Below are 18,602 nucleotides of genomic sequence, written 5' to 3' on the forward strand. Positions count from 1 at the left end.
GGTCAGCGCAGCTTGAGCGTGGACAGGCCGATCAGGCACAGCAGCATGGTGATGATCCAGAAGCGCACGACCACCTGGGTCTCCTTCCAGCCACTCTTCTCGAAGTGGTGGTGCAGGGGCGCCATCTTGAGCAGGCGGCGGCCTTCGCCGTAGCGCTTCTTGGTGTACTTGAACCAGACCACCTGCAGCATCACCGACAAGGCCTCGACCACGAAGATGCCGCCCATGATGGCCAGCACGATCTCCTGGCGCACGATGACGGCGATGGTGCCCAGCGCCGCGCCCAGCGCCAGCGCGCCCACGTCGCCCATGAACACCTGCGCGGGGTGGGCGTTGAACCACAGGAAGGCCAGGCCCGCACCCGCCATGGCGGCGCAGAAGATCAGCAGTTCGCCAGCCCCCGGGATGTTCGGGAAGAACAGGTACTTGGAGTAGACCGAGCTGCCGGTGACGTAAGCGAACACACCGAGGGCCGAGCCCACCATCACCACCGGCATGATGGCCAGGCCATCGAGCCCGTCGGTCAGGTTCACGGCGTTACTCGAGCCCACGATGACCAGGTAGGTCAGGATCACGAAGCCGAGCACGCCCAGCGGGTAGCTCACTTCCTTGAAGAAGGGCAGTTGCAGGCCGGCCTTGGGCGGCAGGTCCAGCGAGAAGCCCGACTGCACCCAGGTCATGAACAGCTCGAAGACCTTGGCGTTGGAGCTCTCGGAGATACTGAACACCAGGTAGACGGCCGCAATCAGGCCGATGACGGACTGCCAGAAATACTTCTCGCGCGAGCGCATGCCCTCGGGGTCCTTGTTGACCACCTTGCGCCAGTCATCGACCCAGCCGATGGCGCCAAAGCCCAGCGTCACGATGAGCACGATCCAGACGAAGCGGTTGGACAGGTCGAACCACAGGATCGTGGAAATCGCGATCGACAGCAGGATAAGCACCCCACCCATGGTCGGCGTGCCGCTCTTGGACAGGTGCGACTGCATGGCGTAGCCCCGGATGGGCTGGCCGATCTTGAGCGAGGTGAGCACGCGGATCACCTTGGGGCCGGCCACCAGGCCGATCAACAGCGCCGTGAGCGCGGCCATCACCGCGCGGAAGGTGAGGTACTGGAACACGCGGAAAAAACCGAGCTCGGGCGACAGCCCCTGCAGCCATTGCGACAGGATCAGCAGCATGCGGCACCTCCCTGCAAGAGGCAACGTGCCCGGCGAGCGCTTGTCGATTCAGTGCGTTGCGTCATGGGTTCCCTCGGACTTTCCTTGTTGTTCTTGTTGTGTTGCTGGCGGGGCGGCGGCAGCGGCAATGGCCTGCACCACCCTTTCCATCTTCATGAAGCGCGAACCCTTGACGAGCACACTGCCCACCGTGGGCAGCGCGGCACAGACCGCAGACTGCAGCTGTTCCATGCCCTCGAAATGCGTGGCAGCCCCATGGGCCCGCGCGGTGTGTGCCGACAGCGTTCCCAGCGCATACAGGGTGGCGATGCCGGCCGCCTTGGCTTGGGCGCCTGCCTCGGTGTGGAACTGCGGCCCTTGCTCGCCTACCTCGCCGATATCGCCCACCACCAGCAGGTGCGGGCCGGGCAAGGCCGCCAGCACGTGGATGGCGGCCTGCAGCGAATCGGGGTTGGAGTTGTAGGTGTCGTCCACCACGGTGATCTCGCGCCCGGCGTGCTGCACGCTGAAGGCGCGCGAGCGGCCCTTGACCGGCACGAAAGCATCGAGCCCCCGGGCGATGGCGGCCAGCGGCACACCGGCGGCCAGGGCGCAGGCGGTGCCCGCCAGTGCATTGGTCACGTTGTGGCGGCCGGCGATCTGCAGGCGGCAATCGAGGGCCCCGGCGGGTGTCTGCACCTGCACAACCCAGGCGCCCTGTGTCCATTCGGCAGACGCGCAGGCCACATCGCCCCCCTCGCCGAACGCGAGGCAGCGGCGTGCTCCGGCCAGCTCGCGCCACAGCGGCGTGAAGGGGTCGGCAGCGGGAAACACGGCCACGCCATCGGCGGGCAGCGCCGCGAACACCGAGCCGTTCTCGCGCGCCACGGCTTCCACCGTGTGCATGAACTCCATGTGTTCACGTTGCGCGTTGTTCACCAGGGCCACCGTGGGTTGGGCCATGGCGGCCAGCACGGCGATCTCGCCGGGGTGGTTCATGCCCATCTCGATCACGGCGGCGCGGTGCGATTCGCGCAGGCGCAGCAGCATCAGCGGCACGCCGATGTCGTTATTGAAATTGCCCTCGGTGGCAAAGGCGGCATCGCCCTGCCAGGCGCGCAGGATGGAGGCGATCATCTGCGTCACCGTGGTCTTGCCGTTGCTGCCGGTCACGCCGATCAGCGGCAGGCGCAGTTGCGTGCGCCAGCCGGTGGCGAGCGCACCCAATGCGGCCAGGCTGTCGGGCACCTCGATACCAGGCATGCCGGCCGCTTCGAGGCCGCCATGCGCAATCGCTGCGGCAGCCCCGCCCGTACGGGCCTGGTCCAGGAAGGCATTGGCATCGAAGCGTTCGCCCTTGAGCGCCACGAACAGGTCGCCCGCCAGCAGGCTGCGGGTATCGGTGTGCACGCGCTGCAGCGCCACATCGCCATCGCCCACCAAGCACGCCGAAGCGATGCGCGGATGGATGAGGGCGTGCGCCTGGCGCAGGTTCATCATCATGCCCATGTGCGGGCTCCTCGGGCCTGCAGCGCAGCCTGCGCATGGGCCATGTCGGAGAACGGCAGGCGCACGCCGGCCGTCTCCTGGGTGTCTTCGTGTCCCTTGCCGGCGATCAGTACCACGTCCAGGGCATCGGCTTCACCGATGGCGGCCGCGATGGCGGCGGCGCGGTCGGGCTCGGGCAGCACCGAGGCGCCGGCAATCGTGCCTTGCAGGATCTGGTGGATGATCAGGGCGGGGTCTTCGCTGCGCGGGTTGTCGCTGGTCACCAGCACGCGGTCGGCCTGCTGCTGCGCCACGGCGCCCATCAGCGGGCGCTTGCCGGCGTCGCGGTCGCCGCCACAGCCGAACACGCACCACAACTGGCCGCCGCGTTCCTCCGCCAGGGGGCGCAGCGCGCGCAGCGCCTTGTCCAGCGCATCGGGGGTGTGGGCGTAGTCCACGGCCACCAGGGGTTGCCCTGGCGCCACCAGGCGCTGCATGCGCCCGGGCACCGGCTGCAGGCGGCTGCAGGCATCGACGGCATCGGCCAGGGACACGCCCAGGCTGCGCAGCGTGGCCAGCACGCCCAGCAGGTTCAGGATGTTGTACTGGCCGATCACGCGGGTCTGCAGGACCTGCCGCTCTGCGCCCTCCACCACGGTGAAGCGCAGGCCCTGCTCGCCCAGTGCCACGTCGCGGGCGACCAGGCGGGCGTCGGCTTCAAGGGCTATGCCCCACAGGTCCAGCGCCGTGCCCGCCAGCTCGGCATGCAGTTGCGCGCCGGCCGGGTCGTCCACGTTGACCACAGCGGCCTGCAGGCCGGCCCAGCCGAACAGCTCGCGCTTGGCCAGCCAGTAGTCGGCCATGCTGCCGTGGTAATCCAGGTGGTCCTGCGTGAAGTTAGTGAACACGGCCACGCGGATGCGCGTGCCGTCCAGGCGCCGCTCGGCGATGCCGATGGACGAGGCCTCGATGGCGCAAGCGCCCATTCCCTCCTCCGCGAACTGCGCGAAGGCGCGCTGCAGGCGCACGGGGTCGGGCGTGGTCATGCCGGTGTAGGTGAGTGCCGGTGGCCGCCCGAGCCCCAGGGTGCCGACGATAGCGCAGCCCTTGCCGTACTGCGGGCCCGCCAGCAGGTTGAGCGCATCGGCCAGCCAAGAGGCGGTGCTGGTCTTGCCGTTGGTGCCCGTCACGGCAAGCACATCGAGCCGCTGGGTGGGATGGTCGAACCACTCGGCCGCCATCGGGCCGGTGGCGGCCTTGAGGCCCGGCAGTGCGGCGATATGCTCACCCTCCAGCGCAAACACCTCCACGCCCGCCTGCTCCACCAGGCAGGCCGTGGCACCGCGCACCAGGGCATCGGACACATGGGCACGCCCGTCGGTGGCCGCACCGGGCCAGGCAATGAAGCCGTCGCCCGGGCCGATCAGACGGCTGTCGGTCTGCAGCGTGCCGGTGACGCGGCCGCGCAGCCACTGCACTGCGTCGCGGGGGGAGTTCAGCACCTGGGTCACAGGGATTCCTCCACGGGGTTGGCCACGATCTGGGGCTTGACAGCCATGTCGGGCTGCACGCCCATCATGCGCAGCGTCTGCTGCACCACCTCGCTGAACACCGGGGCGGCCACGGCGCCGCCGTAGTACACACCGTTGTTGGGCTCGTCGATCATCACGGCAACGATGATGCGCGGCTTGTCGATGGGCGCCATGCCGGTGAACCAGGCGCGGTACTTGCCGGAGGCATAGCTCTTGCCCACCTGCTTGCGCGCCGTGCCGGACTTGCCACCCACCGAATAGCCCAGGGTCTGGGCCTTCTGGCCGGTGCCGCCGGGGCCGGCGGCCATCTGCAGCATCTTGCGCACCTGGTCGGCCGTGCGCTCGGAGAACACGGGCACGCCGATGGCGGGCTCATCGGTCTTGAACATGGTGGCCGGGATCACCTTGCCGCCGTTGGCGAACACGGTGTACGAACGGGCCATCTGGAACAGGCTGGCCGACAGGCCGTAGCCGTAGGACATGGTGGCCTGCTCCACAGGGCGCCAGGTCTTGTAGGGGCGCAGCTTGCCGGTGACGACGCCAGGAAAAGTGATTTGCGGCTTCTGGCCAAAGCCCGCAGCCGAGAAGGTCTCCCACATTTCACGCGCCGGCATCTGCATGGCGATCTTGGTGGTGCCCACGTTGCTCGACTTCTGGATCACGCCTTCGACGGTGAGCACCCCATGGTTGCTCGTGTCGGAAATGGTGGAGCCCGTGATGGTGATGCGGCCGGGATTGGTATCCACGATCGTGTCGGGCTTGACCCGCCCCGACTCCAGCGCCAGACCGATGGTGAATGGCTTCATGGTCGAACCGGGCTCGAACACATCGGTCAGCGCGCGGTTGCGCAGTTGCTCGCCAGTGAGGTGCTGGCGCTTGTCGGGCACATAGCTCGGGTAGTTGGCCAGGGCCAGCAATTCGCCCGTGTGGGCATCGAGCACCACCACGCTACCGGCCTTGGCCTTGTGCAGGGCGACCTGGTCGCGCAGCTTCTGGTAGGCGAAGAACTGCACCTTGCTGTCGATGGACAGTTGCATGTCGCGCCCGTCCACGGGTGGCACGGTCTCGCCCACGCCCTCGACCACGCGGCCCAGGCGGTCCTTGATCACGCGGCGCGATCCGGCCTTGCCGGCCAGCTCCTTGTTGAAGGCCAGCTCCATGCCCTCCTGGCCATGGTCCTCGACGTTGGTGAAGCCGACCACGTGCGCAGCAGCCTCGCCCTCGGGGTACTGGCGCTTGTATTCCTTGCGCTGGTAGATACCCTTGATGCCCAGGGCGGCAATCTGCTGGCCCACTTCCCAGTCGAGCTGGCGCTTGATCCAGACGAAGGTCTTGTCCTCATCGGCCAGTTTGGCGTTGAGTTCGGACAGCGGCATCTCCAGCAGCTTGGCCAGTTGCTTCATCTTGGCCTTGACCTCGGGCTGGTCCTGCTCCACGTCCTCGGGGATGGCCCAGATGCTGGCAGCCGGCACACTGGAGGCCAGGATCAGGCCGTTGCGGTCGAGGATCTTGCCGCGGTTGGCCGGCATCTCCAGGGTGCGGGCAAAGCGCACCTCGCCCTGGCGCTGGAAGAACGCGTTGCCGAACACCTGCACATAGGCCGCCCGCGCGCCCAGGCCCAGAAAGCCCAGCGCGATCATTGCCACGATGAACTTGCTGCGCCAGACGGGCGTCTTGCTGGCCAGCAGCGGGCTGGAGGTGTACAGAACGCTGCGGCTCATGGCTGCACCCCTGTGGCGGGTGCCGCGGCCTGCGAGGGCGAGGCGGCGGCCGTGACACCGGCCGGGTCGGACACGTACTGGGTGATGGCCGGCGTGGCCGTGCGCATCTGCAGCTGCGCGCGCGCGAGCTTTTCCACGCGCAGCGGCGTGGCCTGGGCGCGCTTTTCCACCTGCAGGCGCTGGTGCTCGGTTTCCAGCCGGCGGGCCTCGGCCGTGGCGCGGTCGAGCTCGGTGAACAGGCGGCGCGACTGGTACTGGGTGTGCACCAGGAACAGCGCGCTGGCCAGCACCGCCAGCAGCAGCACCAGGTTCAACCGGGTCATGCGGGCACCTCGGTGCGCTCGGCCACGCGCATGATCGCGCTGCGCGAACGGGGGTTGCCGGCCACTTCGGCCGCGCTGGGCTTGATGCGGTCCAGCGCCACCAGCCTCATGGCCTGGGGCACGGCAAAGGGTGCGCGGCGGTCGTAGACCTCCTTGGAGTGCTTGGCGATGAACTGCTTGACGATGCGGTCTTCCAGCGAATGGAAGCTGATCACCGCCAGGCGCCCGCCCGGCTGCAGCACCGACAGGCTGGCCTCTAGCGCCTGTTGCAGCTCTTCAAGCTCGGCGTTGATGAAAATCCGAAGAGCCTGAAATGTGCGCGTTGCAGGGTTCTGGCCCTGCTCGCGGGTTTTGACCGTGCCAGCCACGAGACTGGCCAGTTCACCGGTGGTTGCAACAGGCCCCCGCTCTTCGCGCCGCGCAACAATCGCCTTTGCAATGGGGCCAGCAAACCGTTCTTCACCGTAGTCACGTATCACCTCCGCAATCTGTTGAACCTCGGCAGTTGCCAACCACTGGGCCACGCTTTCGCCACGCGTGGTATCCATGCGCATGTCCAGCGGGCCATCGAAACGGAAACTGAAACCCCGCTCGGGGCTGTCGATCTGGGGCGAGCTCACGCCCAGGTCCATCAGCACGCCTGCGGCACTGCCCGCAGGCAGTTCACCGAGGTGGCGAAATCCTTCGTGCCGAATGGAAAAACGCGCATCGTTGATGCGCGTTGCTTCGGCGATGGCTTCGGGGTCCTTGTCGAATGCCACAAGACGCCCCTCTGGCCCCAGCCGCAGCAAGATCCGGCGCGAGTGCCCCCCGCGCCCGAAGGTGGCGTCCACAAAGGTGCCAGACGGCTCGGGGCCCGCGCCGCCGAGCAGCGCGTCCACCGCTTCTTCGAGCAGGACGGTCGTATGTTGCAAAGCCTCGGTCACCGCGCGCCTTTAGAAAGAGAAGTCCTTGAAGACGTCGGGCATTTCACCCTGCATGGCCTTGGCCTCCTGCTCGTCATAGGTGGCCTTGTCCCAGAGTTCGAAATGGTTGCCCATGCCCAGCAGCATGGTCTCGCGCGAAATGCCGGCGGCCTCGCGCAGTTCGGGGGAAACGAGGACGCGCCCCGTGCCGTCCATCTCCACGTCCTGGGCATTGCCCAGGAAGATGCGCTTCCACCACTGGGCGGACATGGGCAGCTCGGCAATGCGCTCGCGGAATTTTTCCCACTCGGGACGGGGAAAGACCATCAGGCAGCCATGGGGGTGCTTGGTGATCGTGAGTTGCCCGGCGGCCGTCGCGGCGAGGACGTCACGATGCCGGGTCGGCACGGACAGCCGACCCTTCGCATCGAGACTCAGCGACGAGGCACCTTGGAACACGAAAAAAATCCCCACTCGGTATGGATCCACTCAACCCGTGCAAAGGGTCTTCGAGGGCACTTTTCACCACTTAATTGCACTTTTTTGCACTGTAGCAGGAAAAGCACACCGAGCAAGGGGGTGCACAACAAACTTTTGTAATGAAATCAAGGACTTAGGCGCAACTCCGAAGAAGCCAAACAAGCAAAAGTCGTTGAAAAAGAACCACTTAGAGCAGCCTATGCAAGTGTTACCTCAAGGCAGCGCCCAAGGTCACAGGATGTAGCGCGAGAGGTCCTCGTTCTGGCTCAGGGTTTGCAGCCGGGCATCGACATAGGCCGCATCGATGGTGACCGTCTGACCCGACAGCCGCGTGGCGTCGAAACTCACCTCATCGAGCAGCCGCTCCATCACGGTGGAAAGCCGGCGCGCGCCGATGTTCTCGGTGCGCTCGTTGACCTCGAACGCGATGTGCGCCAGGCGCGTGATGCCCTCGGAGGCGAATTCCAGGGTGACCCCCTCGGTGGCCAGCAGCGCCTGGTACTGCTTGACCAGGGAGGCATGGGTCTGCACGAGGATGGCCTCGAAATCCTGCACCGAGAGCGAGCCCAATTCCACCCGGATCGGAAAGCGCCCCTGCAGTTCGGGAATCAGGTCGCTGGGCTTGGCCAGGTGAAAGGCGCCCGAGGCGATGAACAGGATGTGGTCGGTCTTGACCATGCCGTACTTGGTGGACACGGTGGTTCCCTCCACCAGCGGCAGCAGATCGCGCTGCACGCCCTGGCGCGAAACATCGGCGCCACTGCTTTCCTGGCGCGATGCCACCTTGTCGATCTCGTCGATGAAGACGATGCCGTTCTGCTCGGCGTTGGCGATGGCGCGGGTCTTGATCTCTTCCTCGTTGACGAGCTTGGCGGCCTCCTCCTCAACGAGCAGCTTGAGCGCCTCGGCGATCTTGAGCTTGCGCGTGCGCCGCTTGTCCTGGCCCATCTGGCTGAACATGCCACGCAACTGCTCGGTCATCTCCTCCATGCCCGAGGGGCCCATGATCTCCAGCGCTGGCCGGCTTTCGGCCACGTCGATCTCGATCTCCTTGTCGTCGAGCGAGCCCTCGCGCAGCTTCTTGCGAAACACCTGGCGCGCCGTGCTGTCGGTGGCAGGGGGTGCTTCACCGCCGGCGCCCGAGCGGGCCACGGGGATCAGCACGTCCAGGATGCGCTCTTCGGCTGCATCCTCGGCACGCGCGCGCACCTTGCGGGTCTCGGCATCGCGCGTCTGTTTGACGGCGATCTCGGCCAGATCGCGGATGATGGAGTCCACGTCCTTGCCCACATAGCCCACCTCGGTGAACTTGGTGGCCTCGACCTTGATGAAGGGCGCATCGGCCAGGCGCGCCAGGCGCCGGGCGATCTCGGTCTTGCCGACGCCTGTCGGGCCGATCATGAGGATGTTCTTGGGAGTGATCTCGTGGCGCAGCGCGCCCTCGACCTGCTGGCGGCGCCAGCGGTTGCGCAGCGCGATGGCCACCGCACGCTTGGCGCTGGCCTGGCCAACGATGTGGTGGTCGAGTTCGGAGACGATTTCTTGGGGGGTCATGGACGACATGGGGATCCGCCTGGGTTCGGTGGGGGAACCGGCCGCCGCATCACACTGCGGCCGGCACCATGAAAGGGAGGGCTCGGGTCGCGCAGTCGCGCACCGGGCAAAGCCATCAAAGCGTTTCGATGGTGTGGTGCATGTTGGTGTAGATGCACAGTTCACCCGCGATCTCGAGGGACTTCTTGACGATCTCCTGCGCCGGCAGGTCGGTGTGGTTGAGCAGCGCCTTGGCGGCCGAGTGGGCATAGGCCCCGCCCGAGCCGATGGCCACGATGCCCTGCTCGGGCTCCAGCACGTCGCCGTTGCCGGTGATGATGAGCGAAGCCTCCAGGTCGGCTACCGCCAGCATGGCCTCCAGGCGGCGCAACACGCGGTCGGTGCGCCAGTCCTTGGTCAGTTCGATGGCGGCACGCACCAGGTGGCCCTGGTGCTTGTCGAGCTTGGCCTCGAAGCGCTCGAACAGCGTGAAGGCATCGGCCGTGGCGCCCGCAAAGCCGGCCAGCACCTTGCCATGGTGCAGCTTGCGCACCTTGCGGGCGGTGCCCTTGACGACGATGTTGCCCAGGGTGACCTGGCCGTCCCCGCCAATGGCTACCTGCACGCCGGCAGGGGTCTGGCGGCGCACGCTCAGGATGGTGGTGCCGTGAAACACCGGGTGGTTGTTTGAGGAATCCATAGCTGCCGCAGATGGGGGCGCCGGCACGGCTTTCAAGCCGGGGCAGCGCCCGCCGCCCGGCACAGGCACGCAGCCCGTCAGTTCTTGCGGGGGATCACCCAGGCGTGCTCGTTGATACCGATCACGTTGAAGAAGATGGCCACCAGGCGCTGCAGGTTGTGGAAATGCACCTCATGGCCCTGGCCCTGCTGCTCTGCGGCCCAGTTGAGCACCGAACCGGCCGCAGCGAAGTCGACGCGGATCAGCTTGTCGCAGGACACCGTGAGCGGCACCCCGGGGCGCATCAGCGCCTGGAAGGGCTCAAGCAGCGGGGTGGCATCGCCATCGATGTGGCCGCTGAGCGAGGCCACAGGCGTGTTGTCCAGCGTCGCAGGAACCGAGGCATCAAAACCGAAGTCCGACGCCAGCATGTCCCGCTCCGCGGGCGCCGCAGCCTGGCTGCTGGTCGCTGTAGCATCGTCCGAATAGCCCATCTTGGGGGCCACCCAGGAGGGCGGCGACACCTCATAGGTCACGCAGTAGTCGAGCGCCACCAATTCGAACTCGTCAGGCCGGCCCATCAGGCGCAGCGCTGCCATGCGCAGGCGCCACCACTCGGGGCCTGAGGCGCGATCACCCGACTGGGTCATGATCTCCATCAGCGTCGTGAGCCGGTCCACCCCCGAGAACACGAACTGGCCCGCACGGTCCGCCCACTTGGTGAACTGGTCTGCCAGCAGGGGCACGGCGGCATCGTCGATGCCGGCGATGCGCGTCCAGGCCAGCGTCCAGGGCGCAGCAGAGCGCTCGATGGAGGCCTGCAGCGCCGCCACGGATGACACCGTAAGCCGCGGGGGCGCATTCCAGCTGAAATCCCGGCGGGCCGCACCCGCTGCGGGCGCCTGCTCCTGCACCAGACCGAGCTGCTCGGGCATGGAGAACCACAAGGGCGCCGAGCGGCTGAAGCCGGCGGCAAAATCGATGGCCAGGGTGTCGAAGCGGTCGTGCTGGCCCGTCGCGCGGTACAGATCGAACAGCGTCATCCAGATTTCCAGCTGCTGCGCCGGCTCGTCCTGCTGGTGCTGTGCCAACACGTCGAGCAAGCCGGACTCCGCCCCTGCGTGATCGCCGTTGGCGAAGCGGATGGCGGCCTCTTCAAGGTCGGGTTCGTGCACGAATTCCTCCGGTGCGGATGCGGTTTCGGGCGTTGGTGCCGGACTCGGGTCAAACGATGCCAGTACGTCCTGCCGCGGCGGCTCCCCCCGCATGGTCGCATCGATGCCGCCAAACTGGCCGATCGCCATGCTGTCGTCATCAAAAAGGGGCTTGACCGCCGCAGGGGCGGCGGCAATGGGCGCGGCCAGGCTGACGGGCGCGGTGGGCGCGAAGGCGCGTGCAGCGGCCTCGTCCTCCCCGCGAAAATCCGCAGGCTGGGTGGGGGCGTCGGCGTTGGCCTTGCTCTTCCACCACTGCTGCGACATCTGCGCCTCGATCTCGTCGATCTTCTTGAGCGTCACGGCGCGCTCGTCGGGCGAGGCCATGCTGCTCTGGAAGAACGAGGGGCGTGCGGTGGGGTCTTCGGTGCGCTGGCCTTGCAGCACTTCGCGCTGGCGCAGCTTGCGCAGCTGATCGAACTCGCGGCGGCGCACGAAATCGTTGCGGCGCTTGCGCTCGATCATCTCCTTGAGCATCTGCTTGCTGTACTGGCTCTCCCGGTCGTCCTGAAGCGAGTCGAGCTCGGTCCAGTTTGTCGTCGGGTTGCGCACAAACCGCACCATCTTGGACAGCAGGCCGCCGGGCGTGGTTTCTTCCTTGCTCATGGGGTAGGCGAGAGAGGGTGCGTGCGCATGGGTGCATTCAGGCCGGGCGGACTTCAGTCACCGAACATTTTCTGCTTGAGTTCACGGCGCTGTTGCGCTTCGAGCGACAGCGTGGCTGTGGGGCGGGCGATCAGGCGGCCGACACCGATGGGCTCGCCCGTCTCGTCACAGTAGCCATAGTCGCCAGCGTCGATGCGGGCGATGGACTGCTCGATCTTCTTGAGCAGCTTGCGCTCGCGATCGCGCGTGCGCAACTCCAGGGCGTGCTCTTCCTCGATGGTGGCACGGTCGGCAGGGTCCGGCACCACCACGGTGTCTTCACGCAGGTGCTCGGTGGTTTCACCGGCACTGTTGTGGATGTCCTGCTTGAGCTGGACCAGCTTCAGGCGAAAGAACGCCATCTGCTTTTCGTTCATGTATTCGCTGTCAGGCATGGCCAGGACTTCAGCGTCGGTCAGCTCCTGGGCCGTCTTGGCTTTCCAGTTGTTGGCCAGCTTGGGGTCTTTTTTGGCAGCAGTGAAAGTGGGATGCACTTGCGCGGTCGTGGGCATGGTCTGTTGGTAGCTGGCTTTGGCAGCGGTGGAAGCCGTTGCCTGTGCCATGGATGGTACGGTCAATTGGGCCAATCGGGAAGAAGGCCGGGTCGTGCGCACGGGTACATGGGATCCCGCCTGCAGAACAGGTTCGGGGGCGACGGGCACCGGGGCGGCTGTCGCCTTGGGAGCAGCCTTGGCAGGGGCCTTTGCAGCAGCTTTGGCTGCCGCTGGTGCGGCAGCGCTTTTACCCGCGCTCGGGGCTGCTTTCGCAGCCGCCTTGGATTTGCTGGTTTCGGCTTTCACTTCCTGGTCTCCTCGCTATACGGGCGGGCCCAGGCTGCGCTGGCAGCCAAGGGCGGATGGCAAGCCTTCCGGGGTTTTACCGGGGCGCGATTGTATCGACCTGGGCTGACGCAAACGAAAACGTTGCAGATACGACACATCTTGCCAGCCATATCGCGGTTTTCCGAGGCAAATCGCGAAGGGGACGCTTGTTGACAATCCCCAACCAGCTCAGCGCCCGTCAAGCCACAAGGCTTTGTTCCAGCCCTTGCAGGAGGATGTCCTTGGGCAGGTCGATGCCGATGAAGACCATCTTGCTCAGGCGCTCCTCGCCCTCGGCCCACTGCGGCCCCAGGTCGCTGCCCATGAGCTGGTGCACGCCCTGGAAGATCACCTTGCGCTCGGTGCCCTTCATGTACAGCACGCCCTTGTAGCGCAGCATGCGCGGACCGTAGATGTTGACGATGGCGCCCAGGAAGTCCTCGAGCTTGGCCGGATCGAAAGGACGCACCGAGCGGAAAACGAAGCTCTTGACGTCGTCATCGTGGTGGTGGTGGTGCCCACCGCCTTCGTGGCCCTGCTGGTGCGAAGGGTGGTCGCAGTGCTCACCATGTTCATGGTCATGGTGGTCATGGCCATGGTCGTGGTGGTCGTGATCGCCCTCTTCCTTGAGGAAGTCGGGATCGATGTCGAGCTTGGCGTTGAGGTTGAAGCCACGCAGGTCCAGCACTTCCTTGAGCGGCACTTCGCCGAAGTGCACGGCCTTGATGGGCGCGCGCGGGTTCATGTGCTTCAAGCGATGGATCAGGGCATCGGTCTCCTCGGCGCTGACCAGGTCGGTCTTGGACAGGAAGATCTGGTCGGCAAAGCCCACCTGGCGGCGTGCCTCCTGGCGGTCGTTGAGCTGCTGGGGCGCGTGCTTGGCATCCACCAGCGTGATGATGGAGTCGATCAGGTAGGTCTCGGCAATCTCCTCGTCCATGAAGAAGGTCTGCGCCACAGGGCCGGGGTCGGCCAGGCCCGTGGTCTCGATCACGATGCGATCGAAGTCGAGCAGGCCCTTGCGCTTCTTGGCGGCCAGCAGTTGCAGCGTCTCGCGCAGGTCCTCGCGGATGGTGCAGCAGATGCAGCCATTGCTCATCTGCACGATCTGCTCCTTGGACTCGGTCACCAGGATGTCGTTGTCGATGTTCTCTTCGCCGAACTCGTTTTCGATCACGGCGATCTTCTGGCCGTGGGCTTCGCTGAGCAGGCGCTTGAGCAGGGTGGTCTTGCCCGAGCCCAGGAAGCCGGTGAGGATGGTGGCAGGTATGAGGGACATGGAGAAAAGCCTAGAAAAGGATGCGGGTGCCAGGGGGACGACTTGCGGCAGTTTAGCCACGAAATCAAGACCCCACCGAACACCTGCACCAATGAGGATCCCGCATTTTTGAGCTCAGTCGCATACCAGTCTTTGACTTGAAGCTATGGATCAAGGAGCAAAAAAGCATCTCTTGACGAAAGGAAGTTGCGTTAGTGCCCGGACAGGAAGCTGTGGACTTCAGGATTTGCGCATCACCACCAACCCCTTGAGGTATTCGCCTTCGGGAAACTCCAGCGTCATCGGGTGGTCGGGAGCCCCTGCCAGGCGTTCGACGATGTAGCCGTCCACCCCCGCATCGGCCCCTGCCGAGGCCACGATCTTGTGGAACAGGTCGGCGCTGATGCCGCCCGAACACGAGAAGGTGAACAGCACGCCGCCGGGCGTGAGCAGTTGCAGCGCCAGACGGTTGATGTCCTTGTAGGCGCGCGCGGCGCGTTCGGCATGCGCCGCGGTGGGCGCGAACTTGGGCGGATCGAGCACGATGGCGTCGAAGCGCTGGCCTTCCTTGAGGAACTGGCGCAGCGAGGCGTTCACATCGGCATCCAGGAAGCTCGCGCGGTTCACGTCGAAGCCGTTGAGCGCCACGTGGGCGCGCGCCCGCTCCAGCGCGGGGCCGGAGGAGTCAATGGAAGTCACGTGGCCGCCTCCCGGGCCGCCCGCCGCCTCGGCCGCACGCATGCCGGCCAACGCTGCCACGCTGAAGCCGCCGGTGTAGCAAAAGCAGTTGAGCACATGCTGGAAGCCCAGCCGGCGCGCATAGTCGGCAAAACGCTTGCGGCTGTCGCGCTGGTCCAGGTAGAAGCCGGTCTTGTGGCCTTCGGCAATGTTGAGCGTGAGCTGCCACTGGTGCTCGTGGATGGTCAGCTCCACCGGCGGCACCTCGCCACCGGCCACCGGGCCGCCGCGCAGCCAGCCCGTGGCGGGCTCCAGCCCCTCCAGAGCGCGCACGCTCGCATCCGAGCGCTCGTACAGCCGGGTGAGGCCGGTCTCGCGCAGCAGGGCATCGGCCAGCACATCTTTCCAGCGCTCGGTGCCGGCACTGGTGAACTGCGCCACCAGCGTATCGCCGTAGCGGTCCACGATCAGGCCGGGCAGGCCGTCGGACTCGCCATGCACCAGGCGGATGCCGTCGCTCTGCACATCGAAGCGCGCGCGGGCGATGATGGCGCGCGCGCAGGCGGCGATGAAGAAGGGCTCATCGATGCGCTGCGCCTCGTCGAAGCTCCACACCCGGGCCCGGATGCGCGAGCTGGGGCTGAACGCGGCCCAGGCCAGGAACTGGCCCTCGTGCGACTCGACACGCACCGTCTCGCCGCTGTCGCCGCCGCCCTTGGCGATGGCCGATTCGAAGATCCAGGGATGGCGGCGCAGGAGCGAGCGCTCCTTGCCAGGGCGAAGGCGAAGGGTTTTCATGGCCCCGATTGTCGCGCCGTTGGAGCGCTCCCCCGCCAGACGGGCGGCTGGATTACAGCTTCTGGCCGAAGCGCTCGAAGCGCGGCATGAAATACCGGTCGGTATCCGCCGACACCAGCACGCCCAGGGCCCGGCCGATCAGCAGATGGCGCGGCACCAGGCCGATGTAGCGTGAATCGGCGCTGTTGTCGCGGTTGTCGCCCAGCACCAGGTACTCACCCTCGGGCACGGTCACGGGGTCAAAGCTGCTGCGCGCCGTCACGCCATGCAGCCATTGCACGCGGCGCTCGTGGCCCTGCACCTGCTCCGTCAGGCGCGTGGCGTCGACCGTGCGGCCCAGGCCCATGGCTTCCTGTAGCGCCTGCGGTGCCTCGTAACGGGCGGCTTCGCCATTGATGATGAGCACTTCGTCGCGCATCTCCACCGTATCGCCTGGCACTGCCACCAGGCGCTTGATGAGGCGCGTGCCGTCCAGCGGCGAAGAGAAGGTCACCACGTCACCGCGCCGCGGCTCGCCCATCGGGGCCAGCACCACGTCGGTCAGCGGAATCTTCACGTTGTAGGCCAGGCGGTTGACGAACACCACATCGCCCTCGACCAGGTTGGGCCGCATCGAGCCCGAGGGAATGGGGTTCCAGTCCGCCACGGCCGTGCGAAACAGGCCGAAGCACATCAGCAGCACCAGAAATCCCTTGTTGGCCTTGATCCAGCGTCCCATCGATTCTTCTCCTCGGGTTGTCCCTTGAACGGCTTATCGTGTGGCCCTGCGCTGCACGGCCACAGCGCTCGGAGCCCGCCACCGCGCCAAAGGTTCCCGGCCACCATGCGCATGCAGCCCGAACGCCGTGCGGTCGGCGCAACGGACCGCGCGCCCCCTGGGTTGACCCCTGGGCAGGCACACAGCCGAGGGTGCACAATGGTTGCAAAGTGTGTTTTGCCGAAACCTGTGTGATGACGCAGCCGCCCGAGCGCAGAGGCCGGAGGCTGCCCCAACGGACCCGCCTGCATGGCAGAACCCCGCCTTTTGACACTCCTGCCCGCGCGCGTGCAGCAATGGCTAGCCCCCTACGAGGCAGACGAACCGCTGGCCGCGAGCTTTCGCGCCCAGCAGTTGCAGGCCATGCTGCGCCTGACCCCGCTGGCCATGGCGGTCAATGTCTTCAACGGGTGTTTCATCGCCTGGCGGCTGGCCACGGTGCCGCCCTGGCTCTGGGCCTGGATGCTGGCGCTGCTGTTTGTGGCGGCACAGGGACTGCGTGCCTGGCAGCGCGCACGCAACCACCCTCCTCGACTGCTGGCGTCGAAGAAGGCCATCCGGCGCGCCGCCCGCCACGCCGGCGCGCTGGGCCTGCTGTGGGGCGCCATACCGGCTGCGCTCTTCGCCTCGGCCACGGCGCCGGACCAGATGATGATCCTGGCGATCAGCTGCGGAATGATCTGCGCGGGGGGCTTTGCGCTGGTGACGGTGCCCGAGGCGGCCCTGAGCTACGTGCTGCTGCTCGCGGGAGGCTCGGCCGTGGGGCTGGCGCGGGCTTCAGACCAGCCGGGCACGGTGACACTGCTGGTGCTGCTGATGACCTATGGGCTGGTGGTGATCGCCTCGGTGCGCGTGATGGCCCGCTCCTACGGATCGCGCCTGGCGGCCGAGGCCGATGCCGCCCACCAGCAGCAGATCGTGGGCCTGCTGCTGCGCGATTTCGAGGAGAACACCAGCGACTTCCTCTGGGAGGTTTCCAGCGAAGGCACGCTGCGCCACTCCTCCAACCGCCTGGACCAGGCCCTGCGCTACAGCCGCCAGGACGACCCCGACCTGGGCCTGGTGGAACTGATCGCCCGCACCCACCAGGGCGCCACCCATGGTGTGGACCCGGCCGGCCACCTGCAGGCACTGCAGGCCGCGCTCAGGGGCCCGCAGCCGTTTCGCGACCTGCCCGTACCCATCGTGATCGAGGGCCAGTTGCGCTGGTGGGCGCTTACCGCCAAACCCATCTGGCGGCTGGACCAGAGCCTGCAGGACTGGCGCGGCGTGGGGGTGGACATCACCCACAAGAAACACGCAGAGGACGAGATGCACCGCCTGGCGCACTTCGACTCGCTGACCGGTCTTGCCAACCGGCGCCACTTCCAGCATCGGCTGCAGCAGCAGTGTGCGCTGGACAGTGCCGGCACCAGCGCTGCAGCCCTGCTGTGCCTGGACATGGACAATTTCAAGCGCATCAACGACGCCTATGGCCACGGCAACGGAGACCTGCTGCTCAGGACCGTGGCGCAGCGCATGGACCAGGAGATCCGCAGCCGCGACCTGGTGGCCCGACTGGGTGGGGACGAGTTCGCCATCCTGCTCGACGGTGCCAGCACACGGGCCGAGGTGCAGGTGTTCTGCGACCGGCTGATGCGCGCCGTAGAGCAGCCCTGCGACCTCTCGGGCCTGGCCACCACCCCGCACCTGAGCATCGGCGTGGCCTTCCTGCCGCGCGATGGCACCCACGTGGACGCCCTGCTGCACCACGCCGACCTGGCCCTGTACGAAGCCAAACAGCGCGGCCGCAGGCAGGTGCAGTTCTTTTCCATCGAGATGGACCAGCGCGCCCACCGGCGCATTGCGCTCGAGGACGGCCTGCGCACCGCCCTGGCCCAGGGCGAACTGCACCTGGCCTTCCAGCCCCAATGGCACCTGGCCTCGGGCCGCATCGCGGGGCTGGAGGCCCTGCTGCGCTGGAACAGCACGCGCTTTGGCAGCGTGTCGCCCGTGGAATTCATCCCCGTGGCCGAAGAGGCAGGCCTGATCCGCGACATCGGGCTGTGGGTGCTGGAACACGCCTGCCTGGCGGCGCTCCAGTTGCCGGGCGAGCTGGTGATGTCGGTCAACCTCTCGGTGTGCCAGTTCGACGATGCCCTGCTGGCCGACAAGATCCTGGCGGTGGTGGAGCGCTGCGGCCTGCCGCCCGAGCGGCTGGAGCTGGAGATCACCGAATCCGTCTTCCTGCAGGACACGGACGATGTGATGGCCACGCTGCACCGGCTGCGCCATGCCGGGGTGCGCATTGCGCTGGACGACTTCGGCACGGGCTACTCCTCGCTGGCCTATCTGCGCAGCTTTCCGTTCGACCGGCTCAAGATCGACCGCTCCTTCATCGCGCCCATAGAGGGCAGCTCTGAGTCGAAGGCCATCGTGCACTCGGTGATCGAACTGGCGCAGGCGCTGCACATGGAGACCACGGCCGAGGGCATCGAAACCGCCGAGCAGGCCCACCTGCTGCAGGGCCTGGGCTGCGTGACCGGCCAGGGCTTCTACTTTGCCCGCCCGCTGGACCTGGCAGCGGTCACCGCATTCATCGCCGCGCAGCCAGCGACGGCCACCTGACCA

The 18,602-nt window shown here is 66.7% G+C and carries 15 protein-coding genes; 1 reads left to right on the forward strand and 14 read right to left on the reverse strand.

Going from position 1 to position 18,602, the window contains the following annotated elements; translation table 11 throughout:
* Nucleotides 1-2 precede the first annotated feature (2 nt).
* The 14 genes from mraY to lepB all read right to left on the reverse strand — a co-directional run bounded on the left by mraY (nt 3) and on the right by lepB (nt 15,953).
* Entirely contained in the window at nt 3-1,181 is a 1,179-nt protein-coding gene (gene mraY / locus ASE28_RS08705; protein ID WP_057200156.1) for a phospho-N-acetylmuramoyl-pentapeptide-transferase, read from the reverse strand.
* Between the two features lie 48 nt (nt 1,182-1,229).
* Entirely contained in the window at nt 1,230-2,669 is a 1,440-nt protein-coding gene (murF, locus tag ASE28_RS08710) for a UDP-N-acetylmuramoyl-tripeptide--D-alanyl-D-alanine ligase (protein WP_082607998.1), read from the reverse strand.
* Nucleotides 2,660-4,159 carry a UDP-N-acetylmuramoyl-L-alanyl-D-glutamate--2,6-diaminopimelate ligase gene (locus tag ASE28_RS08715; RefSeq protein WP_082604011.1) on the reverse strand — a complete coding sequence of 500 codons (1,500 nt, stop codon included), beginning with the start codon at nt 4,157-4,159 and terminating at the stop codon, nt 2,660-2,662. The genes murF and ASE28_RS08715 overlap by 10 nt, the downstream gene beginning before the upstream one ends.
* Nucleotides 4,156-5,901: a penicillin-binding protein 2 gene (locus tag ASE28_RS08720; RefSeq protein ID WP_057200154.1), complete on the reverse strand. Its 1,746-nt coding sequence runs from the start codon at nt 5,899-5,901 to the stop codon at nt 4,156-4,158. Before ASE28_RS08720 ends, ASE28_RS08715 begins: the two co-directional genes overlap by 4 nt.
* A complete protein-coding gene (ftsL, locus tag ASE28_RS08725; RefSeq protein ID WP_057200153.1) occupies nt 5,898-6,224 on the reverse strand; it encodes a cell division protein FtsL in 327 nt (108 codons plus the stop codon). Before ftsL ends, ASE28_RS08720 begins: the two co-directional genes overlap by 4 nt.
* On the reverse strand, nt 6,221-7,150 hold the full coding sequence (gene rsmH, locus ASE28_RS08730) for a 16S rRNA (cytosine(1402)-N(4))-methyltransferase RsmH (protein ID WP_057200152.1): 930 nt from the start codon (nt 7,148-7,150) through the stop codon (nt 6,221-6,223). The genes ftsL and rsmH overlap by 4 nt, the downstream gene beginning before the upstream one ends.
* 9 nt (nt 7,151-7,159) lie before the next feature.
* Nucleotides 7,160-7,588, reverse strand: coding sequence for a division/cell wall cluster transcriptional repressor MraZ (gene mraZ, locus ASE28_RS08735; protein WP_057200254.1), 429 nt, complete (start codon nt 7,586-7,588; stop codon nt 7,160-7,162).
* Between the two features lie 252 nt (nt 7,589-7,840).
* A complete protein-coding gene (hslU, locus tag ASE28_RS08740; RefSeq protein WP_057266260.1) occupies nt 7,841-9,172 on the reverse strand; it encodes an ATP-dependent protease ATPase subunit HslU in 1,332 nt (443 codons plus the stop codon).
* A 106-nt stretch (nt 9,173-9,278) separates the two neighbouring features.
* Nucleotides 9,279-9,842, reverse strand: coding sequence for an ATP-dependent protease subunit HslV (gene hslV, locus ASE28_RS08745; protein WP_057200150.1), 564 nt, complete (start codon nt 9,840-9,842; stop codon nt 9,279-9,281).
* 77 nt (nt 9,843-9,919) lie between these two features.
* Nucleotides 9,920-11,641 carry an STAS domain-containing protein gene (locus ASE28_RS08750; protein ID WP_057200149.1) on the reverse strand — a complete coding sequence of 574 codons (1,722 nt, stop codon included), beginning with the start codon at nt 11,639-11,641 and terminating at the stop codon, nt 9,920-9,922.
* Nucleotides 11,642-11,694: 53 nt separating this feature from the next.
* Nucleotides 11,695-12,480: an RNA polymerase-binding protein DksA gene (dksA, locus tag ASE28_RS31270; RefSeq protein WP_082604010.1), complete on the reverse strand. Its 786-nt coding sequence runs from the start codon at nt 12,478-12,480 to the stop codon at nt 11,695-11,697.
* Nucleotides 12,481-12,700: 220 nt separating this feature from the next.
* A complete protein-coding gene (locus tag ASE28_RS08760) occupies nt 12,701-13,780 on the reverse strand; it encodes a GTP-binding protein (RefSeq protein ID WP_057266262.1) in 1,080 nt (359 codons plus the stop codon).
* A gap of 219 nt (nt 13,781-13,999) precedes the next feature.
* Nucleotides 14,000-15,235, reverse strand: coding sequence for a class I SAM-dependent rRNA methyltransferase (locus ASE28_RS08765; protein WP_057200147.1), 1,236 nt, complete (start codon nt 15,233-15,235; stop codon nt 14,000-14,002).
* Between the two features lie 52 nt (nt 15,236-15,287).
* Nucleotides 15,288-15,953, reverse strand: a complete 666-nt coding sequence (gene lepB / locus ASE28_RS08770; protein WP_057200146.1) for a signal peptidase I — start codon at nt 15,951-15,953, stop codon at nt 15,288-15,290.
* Nucleotides 15,954-16,241: 288 nt separating this feature from the next.
* Here lepB and ASE28_RS33430 point away from each other — a divergent pair, with 288 nt between their 5' ends.
* Nucleotides 16,242-18,599: a bifunctional diguanylate cyclase/phosphodiesterase gene (locus tag ASE28_RS33430; protein ID WP_082607999.1), complete on the forward strand. Its 2,358-nt coding sequence runs from the start codon at nt 16,242-16,244 to the stop codon at nt 18,597-18,599.
* Nucleotides 18,600-18,602: the final 3 nt, after the last annotated feature.

This window comes from Acidovorax sp. Root219, from assembly GCF_001428665.1.
In the GTDB taxonomy this organism is placed as follows: domain Bacteria; phylum Pseudomonadota; class Gammaproteobacteria; order Burkholderiales; family Burkholderiaceae_C; genus Acidovorax.

Bases quoted from the DNA above. Each gene is read 5' to 3' on its own strand.
- ASE28_RS08720 (WP_057200154.1), bottom strand. From the start codon at position 5,901: ATGAGCCGCAGCGTTCTGTACACCTCCAGCCCGCTGCTGGCCAGCAAG.
- mraY (WP_057200156.1), bottom strand. From the start codon at position 1,181: ATGCTGCTGATCCTGTCGCAATGGCTGCAGGGGCTGTCGCCCGAGCTC.
- lepB (WP_057200146.1), bottom strand. From the start codon at position 15,953: ATGGGACGCTGGATCAAGGCCAACAAGGGATTTCTGGTGCTGCTGATG.
- ASE28_RS33430 (WP_082607999.1), top strand. From the start codon at position 16,242: ATGGCAGAACCCCGCCTTTTGACACTCCTGCCCGCGCGCGTGCAGCAA.
- ASE28_RS08765 (WP_057200147.1), bottom strand. From the start codon at position 15,235: ATGAAAACCCTTCGCCTTCGCCCTGGCAAGGAGCGCTCGCTCCTGCGC.
- hslU (WP_057266260.1), bottom strand. From the start codon at position 9,172: ATGTCGTCCATGACCCCCCAAGAAATCGTCTCCGAACTCGACCACCAC.
- ftsL (WP_057200153.1), bottom strand. From the start codon at position 6,224: ATGACCCGGTTGAACCTGGTGCTGCTGCTGGCGGTGCTGGCCAGCGCG.
- hslV (WP_057200150.1), bottom strand. From the start codon at position 9,842: ATGGATTCCTCAAACAACCACCCGGTGTTTCACGGCACCACCATCCTG.
- murF (WP_082607998.1), bottom strand. From the start codon at position 2,669: ATGGGCATGATGATGAACCTGCGCCAGGCGCACGCCCTCATCCATCCG.
- ASE28_RS08760 (WP_057266262.1), bottom strand. From the start codon at position 13,780: ATGTCCCTCATACCTGCCACCATCCTCACCGGCTTCCTGGGCTCGGGC.
- ASE28_RS08750 (WP_057200149.1), bottom strand. From the start codon at position 11,641: ATGAGCAAGGAAGAAACCACGCCCGGCGGCCTGCTGTCCAAGATGGTG.